At 44.8% G+C, this 23,792-nt stretch carries 12 protein-coding genes; 3 read left to right on the forward strand and 9 right to left on the reverse strand.

Annotated elements, in window-relative coordinates; translation table 11 throughout:
* Positions 1-11: 11 nt before the first annotated feature.
* Positions 12-245: a hypothetical protein gene (locus tag DEO27_RS23545; protein ID WP_112575706.1), complete on the forward strand. Its 234-nt coding sequence runs from the start codon at positions 12-14 to the stop codon at positions 243-245.
* Between the two features lie 177 nt (positions 246-422).
* Here the strand turns inward: DEO27_RS23545 and DEO27_RS23550 are convergent, their stop codons facing one another.
* The 3 genes from DEO27_RS23550 to DEO27_RS23560 all read right to left on the reverse strand — a co-directional run bounded on the left by DEO27_RS23550 (position 423) and on the right by DEO27_RS23560 (position 8,511).
* A complete protein-coding gene (locus DEO27_RS23550; protein WP_112575705.1) occupies positions 423-4,667 on the reverse strand; it encodes a hybrid sensor histidine kinase/response regulator in 4,245 nt (1,414 codons plus the stop codon).
* Positions 4,668-5,160: 493 nt separating this feature from the next.
* Positions 5,161-6,669, reverse strand: coding sequence for a carboxylesterase/lipase family protein (locus DEO27_RS23555; protein WP_112575704.1), 1,509 nt, complete (start codon positions 6,667-6,669; stop codon positions 5,161-5,163).
* A gap of 96 nt (positions 6,670-6,765) precedes the next feature.
* Positions 6,766-8,511, reverse strand: coding sequence for a c-type cytochrome (locus DEO27_RS23560; RefSeq protein ID WP_112575793.1), 1,746 nt, complete (start codon positions 8,509-8,511; stop codon positions 6,766-6,768).
* A 222-nt stretch (positions 8,512-8,733) separates the two neighbouring features.
* Here DEO27_RS23560 and DEO27_RS23565 point away from each other — a divergent pair, with 222 nt between their 5' ends.
* Positions 8,734-10,050: an amino acid permease gene (locus DEO27_RS23565; protein WP_112575703.1), complete on the forward strand. Its 1,317-nt coding sequence runs from the start codon at positions 8,734-8,736 to the stop codon at positions 10,048-10,050.
* 147 nt (positions 10,051-10,197) lie between these two features.
* On the opposite strand, the gene DEO27_RS23570 is transcribed toward DEO27_RS23565, so the two are convergent.
* The 6 genes from DEO27_RS23570 to DEO27_RS23595 form a co-directional block, all read right to left on the reverse strand.
* Positions 10,198-12,480: a GH92 family glycosyl hydrolase gene (locus DEO27_RS23570; RefSeq protein WP_112575702.1), complete on the reverse strand. Its 2,283-nt coding sequence runs from the start codon at positions 12,478-12,480 to the stop codon at positions 10,198-10,200.
* Positions 12,481-12,816: 336 nt separating this feature from the next.
* Complete coding sequence (locus DEO27_RS23575; protein WP_112575701.1) at positions 12,817-15,003, reverse strand: hypothetical protein; 2,187 nt, start codon at positions 15,001-15,003, stop codon at positions 12,817-12,819.
* 76 nt (positions 15,004-15,079) lie between these two features.
* Positions 15,080-15,829 (reverse strand): DUF3823 domain-containing protein, encoded by a 750-nt coding sequence (locus tag DEO27_RS23580; RefSeq protein WP_112575700.1) that lies wholly within the window; start codon positions 15,827-15,829, stop codon positions 15,080-15,082.
* Positions 15,830-15,842: 13 nt separating this feature from the next.
* A complete protein-coding gene (locus tag DEO27_RS23585) occupies positions 15,843-17,753 on the reverse strand; it encodes a RagB/SusD family nutrient uptake outer membrane protein (RefSeq protein WP_112575699.1) in 1,911 nt (636 codons plus the stop codon).
* Between the two features lie 13 nt (positions 17,754-17,766).
* Entirely contained in the window at positions 17,767-20,940 is a 3,174-nt protein-coding gene (locus tag DEO27_RS23590; protein WP_190295210.1) for a SusC/RagA family TonB-linked outer membrane protein, read from the reverse strand.
* Positions 20,941-21,462: 522 nt separating this feature from the next.
* Positions 21,463-22,650, reverse strand: coding sequence for a class I SAM-dependent rRNA methyltransferase (locus tag DEO27_RS23595; protein ID WP_112575792.1), 1,188 nt, complete (start codon positions 22,648-22,650; stop codon positions 21,463-21,465).
* Positions 22,651-22,815: 165 nt separating this feature from the next.
* Here DEO27_RS23595 and DEO27_RS23600 point away from each other — a divergent pair, with 165 nt between their 5' ends.
* Positions 22,816-23,670, forward strand: coding sequence for a DUF2911 domain-containing protein (locus DEO27_RS23600; protein WP_112575697.1), 855 nt, complete (start codon positions 22,816-22,818; stop codon positions 23,668-23,670).
* Positions 23,671-23,792: the final 122 nt, after the last annotated feature.

Consider the following 23,792-nt stretch of genomic DNA (forward strand, 5'->3'; position numbering starts at 1 on the left):
CAAACTAAGCCATGGAAGCAATCACGAACTCAACAGTCGAGGTTTTTAAAACAAACGTTCATACCACGGCAGCTGCAGCGATGTTAGTCGCCTTGCTTCAAAAGCGGATCACCAATAGTCATGTAAATTTTGATCTGGACGATTGCGATAAAGTTCTGAGGATAGAGGGCACCGATGTTTCGCATCAATTGGTTATTGAGTTACTTAAAAAGCATGGTTATTTATGCGAGCTGCTCGACGATTAAATTGCGTTGGCTCACCCCGAAATCGCTGCGCTCGTCATCCCCTCTCTACGCTAAGCGTAAAGAGGGGATTTTTTATTTTTTTCTACCCTCTTTATCCGAAGGATAGAGAGGGTGGTCCAGCGAAGCACAGACCGGGTGAGTCAACTCTACGACATTATGCAGTAAACCCTTCACAGCTTATCCAGTAACCTGTACTTTTTGCAATATCGTTACCAGGTCTTCCAGACGCATTGGTTTTGAAAGATAATCGTCCATACCGGCTTGCATGCAGATTTCACGATCTTCCTGCATAGCGTTGGCCGTCATGGCCACGATGTATGGCTGATTTCCGCCTCGTCCGCGAATCTGGGCTGTGGTTTCCAGGCCGTCTAATTCGGGCATCTGGATATCCATTAAAATGATATCGTAATATTTTTCGTCAAGTTTTTCCAGTACAAATACACCATTGGAAGCTATATCGGGCTGATATCCTAATTTACCCAATACGCGCTCTATCAGTTTCTGATTTATCGGGTTATCTTCGGCCACCAAAATCCGGAGCGGGTAATCCTTAGCAAAATCGGCCGACAATACACTCTTAGCTGCAACTTCGGTTGTTGCTGTGTTATCCTGGTTAAACGCTTTCTGAATACTCATGCACAGGTGGTGCTGCTTAACTGGTTTAACCAATATGGATGAAAACAGCCCAGGAAATTTGCTTTTGGTTTCATCACCAATGGAACTCAGCATCACAACAGGCAGTTGCGGATACTTGACTTTCACCTGGTTTGCGAGGCCAACGCCGTCCATTTCAGGCATTTCCATATCGGTTATCAACAGCTTAAAACTGTTATCCTTATTAAGTACGGCCAAAGCTTCGGGGCCTGACGATGCCGTTACAGGTTCCAGCTTCCAATGTTCGAGCTGCGTTTTAAGGATGAACAGGTTTGTATTGTTATCATCAACTATCAGGATACGTGAGCCTGCTAAAGCCGCCAAGTCACAAACCAATGGTGTCCGTACAGGATTTTTACTCTTAACGGTTTTGATAGAAAAACTAAACACCGATCCTTCACCATAGATACTCGCAGCCGAAATATCACCTCCCATTAAATTCACCAGTCTTTGGCAAATAGCCAAACCAAGGCCGGTACCTCCATATTTACGGGTAGTTGATGAATCAACCTGAGAGAATGCTTTAAACAGGCGCGAGATCTTTTCTTCGGGAATACCAATGCCGGTATCTTTAACACTAAACCCAATCTCTGCCTCCTGGCCAATTTGCTCTATCAAAAATACTTTGATAAAGATCTCGCCTTTTGATGTGAACTTGATGGCGTTATTGATAAGGTTGATAAGCACCTGCTTAATCCGGAGACTATCACCTACAATATACAGCGGTACATCAGCATCAATTTGATAAATAAGGTCTATTTTTTGCTGGGCGGCCCTTTGCGCAAAAATATCCATCACCTCTTCAACAGTATGGCGCAGGTCAAAATCTTCATGCTCCACCTCCATCTTACCCGATTCGATCTTTGAAAAATCAAGGATATCGTTGATCACGCTCAGCAAGCCTTCGCCGCAACTGATAATGGTATCGGTATACTCCCGCTGTTCATAATCAAGTTTGGTTTCGGCAAGCAACGAGGCCATACCTATAACCCCATTCATTGGCGTACGGATCTCGTGGCTCATGGTAGCCAGGAAAATGCTCTTGGCCTGGTTGGCTTTTTCAGCCTCTTCACGAGCTTGCTGCTCCTGCTCCTTTTGCTCAACTAACTGGCCATTAAGTTCATGTAAATGTTCAGACTGTACCTGCAACTCTTCCGACTGGGTTTTTAACTCTTCAGACTGCGCCTGCAGTTCCTCATAAGCATCCTGCAGTTCATTTGATTTTACCTCGAGTTCGCTTGCTTTTTGAACTACCTCGCGCGTACGCTCCTGCACCAGTTTTTCGAGATGGGCTTTCTGCTTTTGAATAGTATTGATACGATAGGCGTAAAAGCTATATGCGGCTAATATGATTAATAACACCACCAATAGCCTGAACCACCACCTAACCCAAAACGGCGGAGTGATCACAATCATTACTGATGCTCCGGTATTGTTCCAAACGCCGTCGTTATTAGATGCTTTTACGTGGAAAGTATATGTTCCCGGATCAAGGTTGGTATAAGTAGCCCTTCGTTCCATTCCTGCTTTTACCCATTCTTTATCCAGGCCATCCAATTTATATTGATACAGGTTGTTGCGGCTTACAATGTAATTAAGCGCCACAAAGTTGAAAGCTACAGATGATTGATCATAGTTAAGCGTTATTTTATGGGTAAAGCCGATATCTGCTTTCAGTAAAGAATCTTTGCCGCCCGGCAATACCAATTTATTGAACAACTGAAAATCGGTCAGATAAACCGGTGGGATAAACGCGTTGGCTTTTATCTTTTCGGGATAAAACCTGTTGAAGCCCTTTACGCCGCCAAAGTACATTTCCCCATCGCGGGTTTTAAGATAGGCATTGGCTTCAAACTCGGTACCCTGCAGGCCGTCATAAGTATTAAATTGCTTATTGTCGCCGGTTTCAGGATTTAGGCGATTGATCCCTGTTGATGTAGAAATCCAGAGGTTATGTTTTTCATCTTCGGTGATCCCTTTAATAAAATCAGTGCTTAAATTACCTCTATCAGTAAACAGGTTAAATTTATTGTGCGCTTTATCAAACAGGTATAAGCCTGCCATACCTATCCAAACCCGGCCTTTGCTATCAGTAAAAATTACCCGCGAATCCGTTTTCTTTTTTTCGTGATCAAAATAATGAGAAAAGCGGCGCGTGTTCAGATTATAGCAATTAAGGCCGCCATCATCGGTACCAAACCACACATTACCATCTTTATCCTCCCCTACCGAAACAACGTTGTTCCCTTCAAATGAGGTTTTGCCATCCGGATCTTTAAGCACCCGGGCAAACTTGTGCGTTTTGGTATCCAGTAAATTGAGACCGCCAAAATAAGTGGCTACCCAAAAATTGCCACGGCTATCCAACAGCATCCGCTGCATAAAATCTGAGCTTACGGCATTTCGATCAGCCGGGTTGGCTTTAAAACGGGTAAACTTACCGGTTGCCGGGTCCATCAGGTTGATTCCTCCGCCCCAGGTACCAACCCAGATATTGCCCTGCCCATCCTCGGCTATATCCTGTATGGCATTACTTGAGATACTTGACGCATTATACGGGTTAAACTTATACTGGCGAAACTGCTCAGTATTGCGATTAAACAGGTTCAGCCCACCGCCATCGGTACCGACCCAAATGTTGCCGCGGCTATCTTCAAAAAAGGCCTTAACATCATTATAGCTTAAGGTACTTTCATTGATGCCCTGCCTGTACAGTTTAAACTTATCTGTTTCGGCGGTATAAAGGTTTATACCGCCGCGATGTGTGCCTATCCAAAGATCGTGCTGCACATCCTCATAAATTGCCGAAACGGTAGTATTTGAAAGGCTGCCAGTATTTTCGGGCCGTGGGAAATATTTTACAAACTTGTTGGTTTTGGCATCATACCAGTTCATGCCCTGGTTAATAGTTCCTATCCAGATTTCGCCATCCCTGTCGCAAAGTACTTGCAGCACCATGTTTCCCGACAGACTGCCGTTGTCCATGTCATTATGAACAAATAATTTGAAATGCTTACCCTGCGCATCGAATGTTGCTGCGCCCTGTCCGTTAGTGCCTATCCAAATGTTATTGGCCTTATCGGCAGTGATGGAAGTAATATCACAGCCGGCAACCGGAGTGTTAGTTGCAAAAGGTTTAAATACCGATTTGGCAGCATCATATACACAAAGGCCATGGCGCGTACCAACCCATAAGTTGCCCTTAGCGTCTTTATAAAGCGTATTAACAGTATCGCAGCTAAGCCCGGCATTGCTTACGCGAACAGCTTTACCATTACGTGTATCAAGCAAACTGATGCCATTACCTTGTGTACCGATCCATAAATGACTGTCATCTTTAGCAGTAATAGCGGTAACTGTTATATTTTTAAACCCACTTGCCGAAAACTTATTGGTAATGGGATCAAACTTGTTCAAATTATAATTGGTTCCTATCCAAAGCTTGTGATCAGCATCTTCATAAATACAATTAATGAAGCCATCGCTTATGCTTGCCTTATCGGCAGGATTATTTTGGTAGATGATCACCTTTGACCCATCATAACGGTTTAAGCCATCGCGGGTGCCAAACCACATAAAGCCGCGACTATCCTGAAAAATGCAATTGATGGTGCTATTTGAAAGCCCCTGTTCATTACTGATATGCCTGAATCGGGAATCGGAGATCTGTGCAGATAAATTAAGCGAAGCCCCTAAAATAAACAGCAAAAAAAAGGTCAGGGTATATTTTATACGGCCGTAATATGCCGTGAAATTTGGATCAGCCATTTAACGTAGGGGTGTCATTAAGTAACAGCAATAATACTCAAATTATCTCACAAAATTTATGAAACTCTTTAAGCATCTTGCATATACGTTATTAATATATTAACCAGATTTTAATTAGGCTATGTTTTTATCAACAGTTCAAGGCTGTATACGACGATATTCACAAGTGGGTTTTAAAAGCCCATATTACGTCATTAATTGTTTATAATAGCGCATACAGCCAAGCGTCGATGCCTGACTGTTAACTTTGATTGAGGCCTATACCCACGTAATACTTTTAATAAGTAAGCGTGGGCTCCATAGCCGCTGACTTAGACCAACAATAGGGGGTTAACAGGGTTAACAGAAATTCGCTCCATTCAAAGCAAACACCTGACAATCAAATCATTAAACACAAGCCAGGGTTACACTAAATCCTCCAGTCCGCTGTCATGGACGCTTGCCTAACTTATAATTGGAGCGAAGGAAGTCTGAGCTTACCAGAGAACAATCCTTACTTCAAAACAAAGCATGAGGAAGGACTGGTTTTATCATTATAAACATTGCTGAGCTGTGCCGGGCCCGAAGCGGAATCAAAAACCATGATATTGTTTTCGCCAGCTACAAAATGCGGCCATGGCGCACCGTTTACATCGCCGGGAGCTTTGCCTTTGATAAAGTTTACCCAGTTTTGGTGTATCTGTTGTGCCAGTTTCAATTCTGCCGGGTTAAAGTTATTCTTTCCGGGTAAAAACCATACATAGCCTAATTCATCTGCATGGGTAGCGCCTGTACCATCGCGCTTATAATCAAAGCGGAACATCCAGGTATGATTACCCGCCCTCGACAGCGCATTAGCCAACCGGTAACTATGCATCTGGTACATATATTGGGTAAGTACTTTTATGGCAGCGCTATCAACACCCTGTTTTTTTGCTTCAGTTTCAAAGTTCGATAAAACGTAGCGATAGTTATCGCCAAACCAACCATACAGCACCGTGCTATCAGGATGGTTAAGTCGTTTATCAAAACCCATAAACATTTTGCTCTCAAACTTATTGGTACCTATCAGGAAGCGTACTTTATCATTCTTGTTTTTGCGGATATATTGATACGGATCTTCTGAAATAACCGAGCCATCTATCACCGGGCCAAAATAATTGGTACCCTGTGCCCCATTGCTAATTTCTGCCTGTGCTGCAATAAGTTTTTCGGCGGATATTTTAAGCAGATCGGCAGGTTTGGTAACACCCAACTGGGTCATTAGCCGCTGCCTGATGCCTTTAGCAGTGACCGAATCGCGGATACATTGCACCGCGCCACTCTCCAAAATCTGCTGGTTAAAATAGCCTTTAGCTTGTGGTGTTGCCAACAAAGCGCTGGTAAGTTTAGCACCGGCCGATTCGCCCATTACAGTAACTTTAGCGGCATCGCCCCCCAAAGCGGCAATATTTTGTTTGATCCATTTAAGGGCCATGATCAAATCAAGCAGGCCGTTATTACCCGATGATTGATAAGCTTTGTTTACATCCCCCAAATACATAAAACCAAAAACACCGAGGCGGTAATTGATGGTCACCGTTACAACGCTGTCGTCATCGGCAAAGGCGTGACCATTCATACCCATACCCGAACCGCCCGTAAGCGAACCACCATGCACCCAAACCAGTACCGGAAGTTTGGCTTCCTTTGATGTTGTAGGTGTATATACATTTAAAGACAGGCAATCTTCACTCCCTTTCAATCCGCCCTGACCGCCGCCTTGTGATGCCGGACTGCCAAACTTTTCGCACGAAAGCGTGTCTTTCCACGAGGTCATGGGTTGCGGCGGCATAAAACGTAACGCACCAACAGGAGGCTTGGCATACGGAATACCTTTGAATACTAAGGTCGGCCCTTCCTCTATGCCCCTGATCCATCCACCCGATACCCTGGTTGCAACTGTTTGCGCACTACTATCAAATGCAAGGACAATACCCAGCAAAAAAACGAAAGCGGTTACTGAATGGACAAAACTTTTCATGGCTTATTAAAGGTTAAAGCAAACAATGGTTGCCCGGCCCTAAAATAGCTTTAATAGCAATAAGTCCGCGGGTATTTGGCTTATGTATTGATTTATTTACTTCTCTTCCCTCACCTTTTTAACCTCGGCGGCAGTAACCAGGCTACTGTTATTACCAAAATTATTGCGGATATAAGTTAGCACCGCCGCAATATCAGCATCGCTTAAAAAATTATGCTTAGGCATAGCGCTGTTATAAGGATGATTTTTCACTTTTATGGGCCCTTCCAGGCCATTCAGCACCACTCTTATAGCCAGGTCTTTTTCCATAAACTTACCACCGGTAACCCATTCCGACCCGCTGAGCGGCGGGATCATATTGCCATCGCCTTTACCATTTTTTTGATGGCAACTGGCGCAATAGGTGGTATATACTTTAGCGCCGCCTTTCAGCATTCCTGTTTGCAAATCGCTTTTTAAAACATCAGGAAGCCTGAAGCCGGGCAGCTTTTTACGCAGTTCCATTTTGGCAAGCTCGGCTTTACCGAATGACGCTTTATTACCCGTGTACGAGATCTTCCAAATCTTACCTTCTTCCGTTTCGCTGATATACAGTGAACCATCAGGCCCCATGGCCAAACCCATTGGCCGATACTTAGCATCGCTTACGCTCACTACTGTATTTTTCCCGGTAAAGCCATCAGCAAATATCTCCCAAGGCCCAAAGGGCTTTCCGTTTTTAAAAGGCACAAAGCATACAAAAAAACCGGCCTGCGGGTAAGGCGACCTATTGGTTGAGCCGTGAAAAGCGATAAAAGCCCCGTTCTTATACCTCGCCGGAAACTGATTGCCGGTATAAAACAACAAATCGTTGGGGGCCCAATGCGCCGGGAAAGCCATAATGGGCTGCGTATATTTTGCGCCGTTGCCTGCCTTTATCCCATCACCACCATATTCCGGGTTCAGGAGTTTTTTCTTTTTAATAGGGTCATAATAATAATATGGCCAGCCTACATCGGTACCCTTTTTTACTTTGATGAACTCTTCGGCAGGCAGTACCGCGCTTTGCCAGGCACTGAATATTTTAGGAAACTGTAAACGCAGATCATCGCGACCGTGGGCTACAACATACAAACAACTATCGGCGGTATTCCAATCCATAGCCACTACGCTTCGCAAACCTGTGGCATACCGAATGCCATCAGCCTGTGTTTGATTGGGTTTAGCTTCATCAAACTGCCAGATGCCGCCGTACTGTTTCAATAACGGGCAGCCTTTAATCCCTTTTGAACCAGGAACCCTGTTTTGCACCTGGCAGGCATTTGATGGCGCACCGTACGCTACGTACATATGCCCTGCATTATCAAAAGCGAGCGGTTTGGCATCATGTTCATGCGGAGCTGTGGCGTCATGCAATATCAGTTCGAGCGGAGCATCTGGTACCAGTGTTCGCGGATTTAGTTTTACGCGATAGACATTAACCTCCGAACTAAAATACAGATAACCTTTATGCACCCGCATCCCGGTACCATACGGGCCTTTATCTTCATAATTGGCAAATTTTTTAATGATATCAGCATGGCCATCCCCATTAGTATCCCGCAGGGCAACGTTGCCACCAACAGAATCAGGAAAACGGAGCTTTACGTAAACATCGCCATTAGTATTAACGGCGATATGGCGGGCGCGACCTTCTAAACTATCAACTACGGTTACAGCTTTAAACTTACCGGGCAGGAACAAACCGGCATTAGCGGTATCCTTGGCAGGCAGAACACTTTTTTTGCCGACGTTTTTAAAACTGATCACTAAAAGCGCGCAGAGCACCAGCATCACGCCGGTCACTGTTTTTTTGTTTTTCATTTTTGATGCGAACAGGTTAATGCAAAAACGGAGCCATCGCTTAAAAAGCAACATCCTGCTATAAAAGCAATTTCGACGGTAAATGTTTAGGTAAGATTTTATTTTTTATGCTGAATAAGGTTCAAGAGCAGGCAACACCGGTTTAATCCAACATTCCGGCCTCGAAATCTTTTTTGATATTCGCACCGGTAAAAATCTTATCTTTTCACAAAACAGATATTCATGCCCGAAACGCTCTCCGAAAAAAACAAATTAGGCCTGTGGACCAGCACCTCGCTGGTGATTGGTAACATGATAGGTGCAGGTATTTTCCTGATGCCGGCTGCTATGGCGTCATTTGGGAGTATTGGCTTGCTGGGTTGGGTATTTTCGGCAATAGGTTCATTTTTCCTGGCAAAAGTTTTCAGTAACCTGAGCAAATTACTACCGCATGCTACCGGCGGTCCATACGCCTATACCCGTGATGGCCTGGGCGACTTTATAGGTTTTTTAGTGGCCTGGGGATATTATCTTGCGGTAGCCTGCGCCAACGCTGCTATCACCATATCCTTTGTTAGCGCTTTAAGTACCTTTTTTCCGGTGTTGGGCAGCAGCAGTTTTATCGCGGTAGCAACCGGTTTGTGTTCTATATGGCTATTGGCCTATATTAACACTTTGGGTGTTGTAGCAGGGGGAAAACTTCAACTTGTTACCACCATTCTAAAAGTATTGCCTTTATTGTTAGTGGCTATTGGCGGCTTGTTTTTTATTAAAGCTGCAAACTTCAGCCCTTTTAACACCAGCGGTAGCGGCATCATAAGCGCGTTACAGGCTACAGCTACAATGACGATGTTCGCGTTCATTGGCATTGAAAGCGCCACCGTGCCGTCAGGAAGTGTAGCCAATCCCGAAAAAACGGTAGCCAGGGCAACCATGCTCGGGCTGCTCATCACTACATTTATTTATATCCTGGGTAGTGTAAGTGTTATTGGTATTATCCCGGCGGCACAGTTGCAAAAATCACTTACCCCATATGCCGATACCGCCGTGATCATTTATGGCAGCAATGCCCGGTATTGGGTAAGCGCCGGTATTGCCATAGCCGCTTTTGGTTCACTTAACGGCTGGACATTATTGCAGGGACAAGTGCCCTATGCCATTTCAAAAGACAAGCTCTTCCCTCCCATTTTCAGCCGGACTAATAAAAAGGGCGTACCTTATATGGGTATCATTATCAGCAGTATTATGGTATCGCTGTTCATGACCATGAATTACACCAAGGGCCTGGTGGCACAGTTTAAATTTCTGCTGCTGCTTTCATTACTAAGTGTGTTGATCCCTTACTTGTTGTCGGCAGCGGCTTACCTTGTTATAAGGGTAAGAAAAACCCCGCAGGCAGGCGGTTGGGCTGGCGCTATCATGCTGGCTATATTGGCATTCGGATATTCACTCTGGGCTATAGCCGGTGCCGGACAGGAAGCTGTTTATTATGGCTTTTTATTATTACTGGCAGGGATCCCGTTTTATGTTTGGGCGGCATTCAGGAAAAAGGCGGAGTGAGGATTATATAAATAAAAAAGGCGGGAATGCGCGATTCCCCTCTTGAGAGGGGTGTAGGGGTGTGTTTTTGCGATGATACTTAAATCGTACAAACACACCCCTGCTATCGCTCATTCCCGCCGCGCCCCCTCTCAAGAGGGGAAATTTTTATTTCTCTTTATCGTTGCTCATTGAATAAGGCACATCGGCATCTTTTGTACCGCGGTCTTTGTTCGGAGTGGCCTGCATATCAAAATCAAGCACGGCGCCGTTTAACAAACCTTTGTGGCTTAACCAGTTATTGCTGTATGGTTTACCGTCAACTGTAAGTGTATTTACATACCTGTTTTCGTCGCTGTTTTTTGGCGCGTTGATGGTTATGGTTTTACCGTTCTCTAAATTAACAGTCACTTTTTTGAATAGCGGGGCACCTAATACATATTGGTCGCTGGCCGGGGTTACCGGGTAAAAGCCCATGGCCGAGAAAATGTACCATGCAGATGTTTGACCGTTATCCTCATCACCGCAATAACCATCTGGTGTAGCCCTGTAAAGTCTGTTCATGGCTTCACGAACCCAATATTGAGTTTTCCATGGCTGGTTTGCGTGATTGTAAAGATAGATCATGTGTTGAATTGGCTGATTACCATGAGCGTACTGGCCCATACCGGCAATCTGCATTTCACGGATCTCATGGATCACGCCGCCATAGTAGCTATCGTCAAATACCGGAGGCATTTCAAATACCGAATCCAGTTTGGCTGCAAATTGTTGCTTGCCGCCCATCAGGTTTATTAAACCCTGAATATCATGGAACACGCCCCAGCTGTAGTGCCAGCTGTTACCTTCGGTAAAGGCATCGCCCCATTTAAACGGATTAAAAGGAGTTTCAAAAGTACCATCCTGGTTTTTACCGCGCATCAATTTAGTTTGTGGGTCGAACAGGTTGCGGTAGTTCTGGCTGCGTTTTTTGTAGACTTCGATTTCCTTTTTAGGTTTGCCAAGGGCTTTACCTAACTGATAAATCGCAAAATCGTCATAAGCATACTCTAAAGTACGGGCAGCATTTTCGTTGATTTTTACGTTGTATGGCACGTAACCTAAAGTGTTATAATATTGAACCCCACGACGACCGGTTGCATTAGGGCCTTCGTTGTTAGCACCGTGTTTAAGCGCCTGGTATAAAGTTTCGATATCATAACCACGCAGGCCTTTCAGGTAAGCTTCAGCAACTACCGACGCCGAGTTATTACCGATCATACAATCTGCATAACCAGGGCTCGACCATTCAGGCAACCAACCGCCTTCTTTATAATCATTGATCAGGCCTTCCTGCATCTCCTTACTGATAGATGGGTAAACCAAATTCAGGAAAGGATAAAGCGCCCTGAAAGTATCCCAGAAACCGGTACCGGCAAAAAGGTATCCCGGTGCAACTTTTCCATTGAACGGGCTGTAGTGTACATTTTGTCCGTTAGCATCAACCTCGTACATTTTGTTAGGGAAAAACAGCATACGGTAAAGGCTGCTGTAAAAAGTACGGGTTTGATCGATGGTGCCACCTTCAACGTTCAAACGGCTCAGGGTTTTGTTCCAGGTATCTTTAGCTTTTTGGCAGGTTGCAGCAAAATCATCGTTACCTAATTCACGTTTCAGGTTGAGTTCGGCCTGCTCAATGCTGATAAATGACGAAGCAACTTTCAAATGAACTTTTTCACCTTTGGCAGTTTTCAGGGTGATCACCGCGCCGGCATGATCGCCGGTATACTCCAACTGGCCTGCATCTTTCTTCCAGTCGTGCCATGCTGATGCCAGCGCAAATGGTTTATCTACATAAATAACAAAGTAGTTTTTGAAATTAGCCGGTACAGCACCGCTGTTCTTAGCACTATAACCGATGATCTTTTGCTCTCCAGGGATGATCTTTACATAAGAGCCTTTATCAAAAGCATCAATTACAATGTGCGAACTGTCACTTTTAGGGAAAGTGAACTGGAAACTTGCAGCACGCTCGGTAGGTGTAATTTCTGTTGTTACATCATAATCGGCCAGGTAAACGCTATAGTAATATGGTTTTGCAGTTTCGGCTTTGTGCGAGAACCAGCTGGCGCGATCTTTTTCATCGAGCTTTAGTTTGCCCGTTTCCGGGAAAACAGAAAACATACCGTAGTCATTCATCCATGGCGATGGCTGGTGCGTTTGTTTAAAACCGAGGATCTTATCGGCATCATAGGTATACTGCCATCCGTTACCCATGGTTCCGGTTTGTGGTGTCCAGAAGTTCATACCCCATGGCAGTGCTACTGCCGGGTAAGTATTACCGTTGGATAACGACGGCTTTGATTGTGTACCCATGAGCGGGTTGATCAGATCGGCAGGTGACGACACCTTTTCTTGTGCCGAAAGTGCTGCCGGTAAAAAGGCAAACGCCAGGAGAAGTAACTTTTTCATTTATTATTTTGGGTGCTTTATTTTCAAATCATTACATGATTTAGTACTCAAAGAAATTTAAAGTGGGGGATTGCGCGATTCCCTCCCCTGGGAGGGTGTAGGGAGGGGTTAACTGCTATGCATATTCGCTTAGCGAGACATATAACCCCTCCCTGCCACTTCACATCCTAACACACCCCTCCCAAGGGAGGGAACTATTTTTCTTTTCTCAATAACCGATGTTCAATACAAGGACAATTTTTTTGAGCGAATGTACAGACCAAACATCAAAAAACTTCCGCACATGAAATTTCATGTACGGAAGCATAAACCAACTCTCTCTCAAAAAAGAATCTTTTACCATTTAATGCTCACCTTAATACCATCGGGGCTGTTGGCGAAGCCCAGGTACAATGTGTTTGATGATTTATCCCATGAGGATTTTACATCAGTAATGGTTTTTCCTGTATTATCGGTAACTACTGTTGCCTTTGGTTGCGCCGGTAACAAAATCCGGGCGCTGTTTAATGTATTGATTGGGCTTTTGGTTACAAAAGAGTAACTGTGAGCAGTGGTTGCCTCATCATAAACTCTTGAAGCAGACGTAAGCACTTTCGGCAGCTTTTTGTTAGGTACACGGTTCACCACATATAATAAAGCCTGCTCACCAGGATTAATAGTTTTTTCGGCAAGTACCGGCAACTTCGGATCGAAAAGATCAATAACCGGGCCTTTAACAGTATATGGTTTGCTATCTGCATTTTCGTCCATGACGGCAATTACGTCATAAGGGCCACGCTCCAGGTACATGCTATTTTTAAATGGCAGGGTACCGCCTTTAGCATCTTTTTCGTAAGCTTGTTTTACAGTTTTGATGAAGCTATCATCGTTACCGGCCTGCATTACATACTCTTTAGGGTTTTGCCTTAATACATAAACCGCGCCTTTACCTACGGCAAAACGCTGACCATCGCCGGTTGGGTTAATGCCTAACAGTTTAAACAGGTGCTCGGATGGAGCTTTAAAATTATTGCCTTTAGTATCCCACCATTCCATTACAGATTGGTACGGATCGTCATCGCGGCCGGCATAGATCAATACGCCACCGTTTTTAACCCATTCGGCCAAATGCTCGTGAACCTCGGCCGATACCGGTTTCATGTTGGAGTAACTCATCACCAAAACTTTGATGTTCTTTAGCGATGCCGCGTAGCCAAGGTTTTCCATATGTACGGTTTGCACCGGAACACCACGTTTTACCAGCGGCAGGGTTTGGCCGTAAAAGTTGGAGAACTGCGGATCTTCAAAGCCGTTATGCGTAGGGAAACGCTGGAACATCAATGTATTGCTCATCAGTACACCAATGCCATTAACGCCGGAAACTTTGTTTGATGAAACGGGCATATCATTCAGCGCGTTCACCATGATCTGCATCTGGGTTGAATAAAACTGCGGGATCAGTGTTTTTTCGTTAGTTCCCAATACCGGGTACGGATGCGTGTAGATCCGCTCCGGCCATGGCATTACTTCATAGTCGGCAACCATTGGGTACAACAATTTGGCGGTAAAGGTAGCCTGGTAGTTACGCTTGTAATCGCTCCAGTCGTGCACACGGTCCTCAATCGGGTCGGTAAGGAAAAACACCTTGCGGCCTGTTGGCGCGGTCATTGATACCACCGAACCATATTCCAGAAACGCATTCTCGAATACCCGTTCTTTTCTTTCGCCGTTAAAATATGTAGGCTCACGTGAGGTGCCTGTCCATACCTGGGCAATATAGCCATCGATACCCGGTAATGAAGCCAAACTTGCTTCCGGACTAACAATTTGCCATGACGAGTAATTTACCAGCGAGTGCGTTGCAATGAACACTTTAATTTTCATGCCCTTGCTTTTGCCGTACTCTTTGGCGTATGATGATACCTGTTTTATAGTTTCGTAATACAGGTTATATTTTAGCTTATTTGATAGGTATGTATTTTCAGCAGATGCATCCTGTGGTTTCCACGGGAAGCCGTAATATTTTTGCCATTGCTCTTTGAAGCCTGCACTGTAACCTGCACGGGCCCAAAATTCAGGCTCTTCTAAAAAAATGTTGGTGATGCCTACGTCAATCACCCTTTTTACCACGGCGGTTTTCATGTATTCGATAAACGAATCATCGGGACACACATAAGGCATATCCTTACCATGGAAAATGGTATCCCCTTTTTGTGTTACCTGTCCTACACCAAGATGGTTTTTACCATCCCATTTACCCAAAAAGTAATCTTTGTAATCGCCCCAGGCAATACCGGTCATGAAATTTACATCATAACCGCGGTCGCGCCATGATTTAACGCGTTGCTCAAAGGTCATGTTAGGATGATCATTAGTGCCATAAACAATAGCAATATCCGAGCGCACATCAATCTCAGGCCGCCATGGGCTGCTGGTTTGAAAAGCTGTTTTCTCTTTCAGCGATGCCGGCTTCGGGTTAGTTTCCTGTGCAAAAGCCCCGGCAGCAAATGCAAGTCCGCAACAAAAAAGTAGCGTGTTTTTCATAGTTGTGTTTTGTTAAAACTGTGTTTGGGAGAGAACCACTCCCACGGCCCCTCCCTCACACAGGTATTATTTATTTTTACGGAACCTTTACCTCTTTAACGTCGGTATAGTTGTAATAATTAAGACCATAAGAGATCCTTGCACCTACACGTACAAAATAGCTCCTTTTACCTGGCAGCGCCCCGCCAAGCGTAGTAAGGCTAACCGTTTTTCCGATGGTATTATTTGCATCGTTACCGCTCAATTTAGGCGTATAACGATTATCGTAGTTATTATTGCCAACGTAGTTGTTTGAGTTAATAAATACCGCAACGTCACTCACGTTTTGCTGAAAATTAGCATCGGCAGTACCACGGGTAATTTTAAAGCTGGTGGTGATGGTGCCATCGGCATTTAAAACAGGATCGCCTACCCATTCTATTCTTAAAAACGGCTCAACCGAAAAATTCACGGTAGTTACGTCCTTAACGTCAACCGTCTGGCTTTTATCAACAATGGTTTTACCGGCATCGTCAACTTGTACCAATGGCACAAAAGCGCCCTCGGCCGAAATTACGTTTTTGCCGGCAAACAGTTTGGTGTTTTGATAAGTGCCATCCTGGTAAGAAGATATGTAGAATGGAGTAGGATTAGCGCTCCAGCTTATCTCCAACAATTTGATACGGGTGCCTGAACCCTGCTCTGTTTGTAAACTTTTACCGGTACCGGCATCAGTTACAGTACCTTTTAAGGTAACATTAGGGGCGGCATAATTATCAACCTTTTTGCATGAGCTGCCTGCAGCAACCAATACACTTAATGCTATGCTATAAAATAGTTTTTTCATCTCTCTCTATAAATTAATAACCCGGATTTTGAATTAAATTCTGGCTTTTCTGGATCTCGCCCTGCGGAATCTGCTCGTAGTACCAGCGCACATCAAATGTGTAACGTGAATTACGCTCATCTAAACGGGCGTCAAAGAAGTACTTATTGTCATTAGCCGAATAGAAAGGCATCAGCGTACGGTAAATAGTGCTGTTTTGCTCTTTGTCTGCAACTCTCCAGCGGCGCATATCCCAGTATTGTTTGTTTTCAAAACCAAGCTCTTTTTTACGCTCTTTACGTACCACGTCGATGGTTACACCTGCAGTACCGGTTAAAAGATCGGCACCGGCGCGCTCACGGATCTGGTTGATCTGAGTAAACGCATCCTGAACATAGCTCTTATCAGATTGGCCAAGCGCGTTCAGCTCTACCGCAGCCTCAGCACGGTTAAGCAATACTTCGGCGTAACGTAACTCGATCCAGGTTTGATCAGAACGGTTTTCCAGTACTTCGGATGTCGGTTTGTCTGGTACAATGTACTTACGGATAGAGAAACCAGAAACAGAGTTGGTACCATCGCCTGTAAAATAACCACTTAAACCGGCAGGGTTCATGGTTGTACCATTTGGCAATTTGTACGGGGTTTGACTGGCATTAGCAGATTGTACAATGTTATCTGTAGGATAGTGAGCAGTTGAACCTGCAGGCAACAACGGACTAATGCCTCCTGCCGAAGAACCTGTATAAATACCCCTGCGGATTTCGATGCTTACACCTTTCATAATATCGCCCGGAAAAACCACGGTTGCCCTTAACCTTGGCTCGGCATTGGCAAACAGGTCCATGGTATTAGTGTACAAATCATATTTGCCACCGGTTGTAGTTTTAATAGTACCGTCAGCGTTTTTAGGGAGACCGTCAAACATTTCCACAAAGTCAAGCGTTGGGTTAACTTCTGATGAGTAACCGTTAGCCCCCATTAACTGGCGTGGCACGTTATAGGCGTCATAGCCGTGTACCGATTCAGGGTAGTGATACTGGCGTACAAATATGTTTTCGGGGCTTGAAGCATCAAAAAACATGTTTACGTAGTTTTGGTATTGCGCGTTTTTATCGCCGGCTGCCCATGCTTTTTTGTATAAGCTGTACTTACCGTCTACTAACACCGCTGCATCATAAGCTGCTTTAAAGTAGGTAACCGCTTTTGCTGCAGGAATACCGCAAAGCCTGTTGCCGCTGGCGTCAACCAACGAGATGTTATTATATTTAGCTACTGTACCTGCATAAAGCATCGCCCTTGATTTGAAACCGGCAGCCGCATATTTATTTGCCCTGCCTGCCTGGTTAGTTTCAGGCAAATTGGTGAAAGCATAATCCAGGTCGGTGCCTATGAAATCATAGATCTTTTCTTCAGAGGTACGAGGGATCTTTAATTCCTCGATGCTTTGCTCTGGGTAGTTAAGCACTTTATCAACAAGTGGCACACCACCGTAACGTTTAACCAGGGCAAAGTAAGTAGCCGCACGCACAAACCGTGCTTCACCTAACCAGTTATTTACCTGATCAGGAGTAAAGTTGCTTGCATATTTAGGCAGGGTTTCAGCAAAGTAGTTGGCATCCCTGATAACCCTGTAGCAATCGCCCCAGGTTGAAAGACCTGTGTTTTCCTGCATTGATCCGTTCTGGTCGCGGCTTAAGGCCTCACCGGTAGTCGCACTGGTAGGGCTGATGATCCAGAACATATTTAAACCTCTTTCGGGCGAATACCTGAAATCTTCAATAGGCAATTCACTGTACAGGCGGGACATGTAGGCCTGAATTCCCGCAGCGGTCGAAAAAACGTCGGCATCTTTAACGATGCTTGGAGGCAGGGTATCCAGCTTTTTACATGCCGTTGTCCAGCAAAGTAAAAAAGCCAATATCGTATATGTGTATTTTTTCATGATCTGTTATTGATTATAGTTTAACATTTACACCAATTGAATAAATCTTATCTAATGGGTATAAATAACCGTAGTTTGCTGATGGGTGCTCTGGGTCAAGATATTTCAAACCGGTAATGGTTAAAATGTTGTACCCGTTTACAAAGATCCTGGCACCTTTAATACCAATCTTTTTGGCGGCTCCTGCAGGAATGCTATAGCCAATCTCGGCAGATTTTAACCTCACGTAAGCCGCGCTGTGGATATTTGACAACGAGTTAGTGTTAGCAGTTGTACCTGTAAGTGCGAATGTGCCCGGAGTCCATACAGTATTCGGATCATAAGGATCTGCTTTCGGATCGGTTGGGTGGTACCTGTCCATAAACATTGAAAGCGCGCTGCCGCCACCCCACAACGGAATGTTCAATTGTTCGATGTATGATACATTGATACCTGTAGCGCCTTGCCATACGGTATTAAAGTCGAAACCTTTGTATGAACCGCCCAGTGTTAAACCAAATGTGGTTGATGGCGTGCTGTAATTGTTGTTACTTACGTTTTGGGCAATTGGGTGCACGTCCTGGTCGTTGATTACACCGTCGCCATTCCAGTCCTGTAAAATATAGTCACCAACAACGGCGTTACGTGATACAAACTGCGGGCTGTTCAGGATCTGCTGATAGTTTTGGAACTGACCATCGGCTCCGTAACCCCAGAATATATTGTTATAACGGTTGTCGTTATTGTTATGCCAGTTAAGCTGTGAGTTGCCATAGGCAGAATGTATTTTGCTAATCCACTTGGTGCGGGTATAACCGAATGTGCCTTTAACAATATAATTAAAGTCGCCGATATGGTAACGGTGGTTTAACTCGATGTCGAAACCTTGAGCGCGATCGCTGTTGAGGTTTTCCTGTGGTAAACCGGCACCTACTACACCCGGCAGGTTATCAGCACGGGTATCAAGCAAGCCGCTTCTGTCGCGCCTGAAAGCATCAACAGTTAAACCTAACAAACCATTCCAGGCCTGTAAGTCGATACCGGCGTTATATGTTTTTGCAACATACCAGAAAATGTAAGGGTTGGCAATGCCACGGCTTTGTGCACCGTTAACAAATGTACCGTCAAATACCGAACCAGGAGGCAGGCGGTTGCTATCACCATTAGCAGGGTAGTTATAACCAGTAAGATACTGATAAGCATTAAGACCGGCATCATCACCCAGTTTGGCGTATGACAAACGGATCTTCAAGTCATCGATAAATGAAAGGGCTTTAGCATTTTTCCAGAAACCCTCTTGTGATACCCTCCAACCTGCAGACGCACCCGGGAAGAAGCCCCAACGTTTAAGCGGAGAGTTTTTTGAACTCGCATCATCCCTGAAGCTAAACTCAACCAGGTATTTTGACTTGTAATCGTAGTTTACACGACCAACAACTGACTTATTTACATAATCATAAGGCCATCCGCCGTCAACCGTAGCAGTCTGGTTTAAAGCGTTACCTGCCGATAGCTGATCTACAGGCAATGAAAGCTGACGCTGCGCGTTGAAGTTATCGCCTTTTTGTTCACCTTCTTCATAAAGCGCTAATGCCGTAATGTTATGACCACCTTTAAATTGCTTAGCGTAGTTTAACGACAGCTGCATCAACGTGCTTGGTTTTTCATAAAACTGGCGGGTAAGCGACCCCGGAGTTTGATTGGCTATAGCCTGATAGGTACTGCTGTTGGCATCATAGTTATACTGGTTGTATGAACGCTGATAGATCTTGTTACTTGAAAAATAATAATCATAGTTATACAAGCCTTTAGCGCTTAAACCCGGTACAAAAGGGACATTGTACGTTGCAGATACCGAAGATTGTAACCATTTGTTGGCAATTTGTTTGTAACCATCAACACTTGCATCGGCCATTGCAACAGGGTTTGAACCATCAACCTCGCCATTGTTCAAATATGCCGGGTTATTATTGGCATAGATGCTTTGAGTAGGTACCTGCCTCCAAAATGAACGGATAATCCACCAGGCATCCTGGTAAGGCTGATTTTTTTGCTCAATTGTACCGCTCAGGTTAACATCAACCGTAAGGTTTTTATTGATTTTAGTGGTAAGGTTCGAGCGCAGGTTATATTTCTTGTAGTTAAGATCACCGCTTCTGAAAAAGCCATCCTGATCCGTAATACCCATACTCACAAAGTAGCTGCTGTTATCGGTACCACCTGTAGCGTTCAGGTTGTGCTGTTGTTGCGGCGCACTGTTAGCGAAAACAGGGCTATACCAATCAGTACTTTTCTTTGTGCCGTTTTTGTAAGCTGCAAAATCAGCATCGGTATATTTCACCTGTCCGCCGTTAACGTTGTGCAAGAGCTGCTCGTTAACAAGGGTCATGAAATCAACAGCGCCAACAGGTTTTGGCATATACGATGGGATCTGCCATCCGTAAGTACCAGAATAGTTAAGGTCAACCGCGCCTTTTTTACCTTTTTTGGTTGTTACGATAACCACACCATTTGCAGCACGCACACCGTAGATGGCCGCCGAAGCGTCTTTCAGTACCGAAATACTTTCGATATCGTTTGGATCAAGACGGGTAATGTTATCACGCGGGATCCCATCAATAACAACCAGCGGGTTACCAAAACCACGGATATCGAAAGCATTGCTGAATGAGCCCGGCTCAGATGTGTTTTGCGTGATACGTACACCCGCAACTTTACCGGCAAGCATATTCAGCACGTTCTCGTTTTTGGTGGTCACGATCTCACTGTTGGTAACCGATGCAACCGAACCGGTAACGGTGGCTTTACGCTGGGTACCGTAACCTACCACTACCACCTCGTTCATGTTGGTAGCGTTTGGCTGCAGCTTAACGTTGATTGTTTTTTGGCTACCTACGTTTACTTCCTGGGCAACGTAACCCAAAAAAGTAAATACCAGCGTTTGGCTTGGCTCGGCAGTAATGTTAAACTGTCCGTTAACATTAGTGGTTGTACCGTTGGGGGTGCCTTTGAGCTTAACGCTTACACCGGGCAGGGGCTGCCCATGCTCGTCATTTACTACACCGGTTATTTTGCTACCCTGAGCAAAAGCCGAAGTACACATGGCTAAAAATAAAAGGGCGGTTATGCAGCATTGAAGCATCCCTTTAATTTTAGCACGATAACGGATGCGATGGCATCCATCATAATTGGTAAAATTTTCGTACATAAATAATTGGTTAATGGGTTTATAACTCTTGCCAAAAAGGGAAGCAAAAACCATTAAACGGGGATGGTTAAACCCGCTTAATTTTTATCATGTTTTCCATTTGGCGGGACAATGATATAGCGGGTGGTATTAAAACAAGGGTTAAAAAAGGGGTTAATTCGGCTAAAATTTTATTAACCGTGCAAAAATTAACCGCTTTTTTAAGCGGATAGAAGGATAATAACGAAAAACCGCCGCAGATTTAGCGATAGCGTAACCTGTGGTGGCTTTTAACGAGGTGTATAAAAACATGTCATTGCGAGGCACGAAGCAATCGCACGGAAGCATGACCGCCGCTCTGTATAGCGTGCGATTGCCACGTCGCGTCCACGCTCATTCCCGTTCTGCTCCTCGCAATGACATGATTTTTATCTGCTCAACAACTATTGGGTGGAACTATGTTTTAGTATTAAATGCCGAAGGCCTGTTTTGCTGCGCAAAACAGGCCTTCGGCTAAAATTCCCCCTTTAGGGGGTTAGGGGGCTAAAACACCCGGCAAAGTAAACCTTTCAGGTACTCACCTTCAGGGAAGGAAGCACGTACCGGATGGTCTTCGGGTTGATGGAACTGGTAGATGAACTGAACCTGCTTACCGGCATCAAGCGCGGCCCAGGCAATAACCTGTTTAAAGGTTTCCATATCCATAGCACCAGAGCAGGAATAAGTAGCCAGCAAACCGCCCTCATTAAGCAGCAGCATCCCTAAACGGTTTAAATCTTTATAAGCCCGCGACGCCCGGGTGAGTGCCGAGCGCGATGGCGCGTATTTAGGCGGATCGAGTACGATAACATCAAACTTTTCGCCCTCATCCCTGAATTTACGCAACTGTACATTCACGTCGGATTTAATGGCTGTATGTTTGGTTGCATCCAATTTATTCAGTCTGATATTTTCCGCTAAAGTTTCAATGGCCAGGGCTGAGCTATCCACGCTGGTCACTGATGCCGCACCTTCTTTGAGGCTGTTCAGCGTAAAACCGCCGGTATAGCAAAAGCAATCCAGCACTTTTTTATCCTTCGCGTGCATGGCCAAAACGTGGCGGTTATCACGCTGATCGCAATAGAAGCCTGACTTCTGACCTTCGGTGATATTGATGCCATAAACCACGTTGTTCTCCAAAACCTCTACCAGTTCGGGTGGAGGACTACCGGCAAGCACTTTATTCTCCGCTTCGGCCAAACCCTCGTGAGCACGGGAAGCATTATCGCTTTTATCAGAGATGCTTTCAGGGTTAAGCAGCCTTTTTAGTTCATCTATAATAACAGGCATTACATTTTGAATACCTGAGGTAAGTACCTGTACTGCCAAATGGCCGGCATATTTATCAACAATAAGTCCCGGCAAATAATCAGATTCGCTGAAGATAAGTCGGCAGGTATTGGTACCGTTAGCCAGGATACTATCACGACTTTTTACGGCAGTAGCTACTTTTTCACGGAACCAGGCTTCATTTACCTGAACATCTTTGTTCCACTCCAACAGGCGTAACGTAACCCTCGACTGATCGTTATAAAAACCATAGGCCATAAATTCACCTTGCGTATTTATCAGGCGTACCACATCGCCATTGGCGGGCTTACCCTTTACTTTTTCAATCGCTCCTGAAAACACCCAGGGATGCCTTTGCAGCACGGCTTTTTCTTTACCCTTCTTTAATATCACGTCAATCATGGGTGCAAAGGTAATAAAGCGCTGGTAATTTTGGCCTTGTGGAAACGTTCCATCCATTTGTCGCGTATTTATGATGAGGCTTCTAAACCTTGAAAATATTTTTACGTCATACACAATAATATCCGCATTAAAACATTTGGTATCTTAGATTCGAAAACTATAATCATGAAAAAAACTTACGTACTCCTGTTCAGTATGCTGATAGCATGCTGTTGTTTCAGTTCAAAATCATACGCTCAGATTCCCCGCATACCTGAAGCAAGCTCAACCCAAACCATTATCCAGGATTTCGGATTAGGAAAAGTAACCGTTACTTACTCCCGTCCAAATGTTAAAGACCGCAAAATATTTGGCGGCATTATCCCTTACGGCGAAGTTTGGCGCACCGGAGCCAATGCTGCAACTGTAATCACCTTTAGCGAGAAAGTTATAATTGAAGGCAATCCCGTGCCCGCAGGTACTTATTCGTTATTTAGTATCCCTAATAAAAACGAGTGGACGATCATCCTTAATAAAACAGTAAAACAATGGGGTGCTTATAGCTACAAGCAAGACCAGGATTTTCTGCGTTTTACTGTAAAACCTATCCGCGTAAGCGAAAAACGCGAAACCTTTACCATGGCCTTTGTTAATTCAACCACTAAATCAACCGACATGGTTTTGGTTTGGGACAAAACCGCGGCCTATATCCACATGGAAACCGACGATGATGCCAAGATCACAGCCAATATTGACGAGTTGATGAAAGGCGATCGTAAACCATATTATTTTAATGCCATCCAGTACTATTACGAAAACCATAAAGATGTTGATAAGGCATTAGGCTGGGTTTACGAAGCCGAAAAAATCGAGCCGAAAGGTCCGTGGTACAAACTATGGGAATCGCGCTTATTATTACGTAAAGGCGATAAAGCCGGTGCCATTGCCGCTGCAGAAGCGGGCATAGCCTTAGCTAACGCCGATAAAGATGAAGAATACGCCCGTTTGAACCAGGAAGCGCTGGATCAGGCTAAGCAGTAAGGTGATTGGGGATGTGCGATTCCCCTCTTGAGAGGGGTGGAGGGGTGTGTTTCTGCGTTGATAAGCCACTCGGATAACACACCCCTGCTAACGCTCTTGTCTTCGCTCCCCCTCTCAAGAGG

This window comes from Mucilaginibacter rubeus, assembly GCF_003286415.2.
In the GTDB taxonomy this organism is placed as follows: domain Bacteria; phylum Bacteroidota; class Bacteroidia; order Sphingobacteriales; family Sphingobacteriaceae; genus Mucilaginibacter; species Mucilaginibacter rubeus_A.